Origin of the sequence: Micromonospora sp. LOL_023, assembly GCF_048060115.1 — a bacterium.
In the GTDB taxonomy this organism is placed as follows: Bacteria; Actinomycetota; Actinomycetes; order Mycobacteriales; family Micromonosporaceae; genus Micromonospora_E.
On record NZ_JBHMIM010000232.1, the window covers coordinates 1 to 201 of the forward strand.

Sequence of the window (201 nt, forward strand, 5' to 3'; positions counted from 1 at the left end):
GCCGGTGACGGCGTCCCACACCCGCACAGCCCCGTCGGCTCTGCCGGAGACGATGACCGGGCGGCCGTCGAGCTGCCCCACCGCCACCGAAAGCACCCAACCGGTGCGGTGGGTGGAGGGTTCGCCGATGGGGGTGCCGGTGGCGGCGTCCCACACCCGCACCGTCTCGTCGTCGCTGGCGGAGACGATGACCGGGCGGCC

The 201-nt window shown here is 75.1% G+C and carries 1 pseudogene; it reads right to left on the bottom strand.

What is annotated here, in order from left to right:
- Window positions 1-201 (bottom strand): annotated as a pseudogene (locus ACFHVL_RS31575) (WD40 repeat domain-containing protein); the annotation flags it as partial.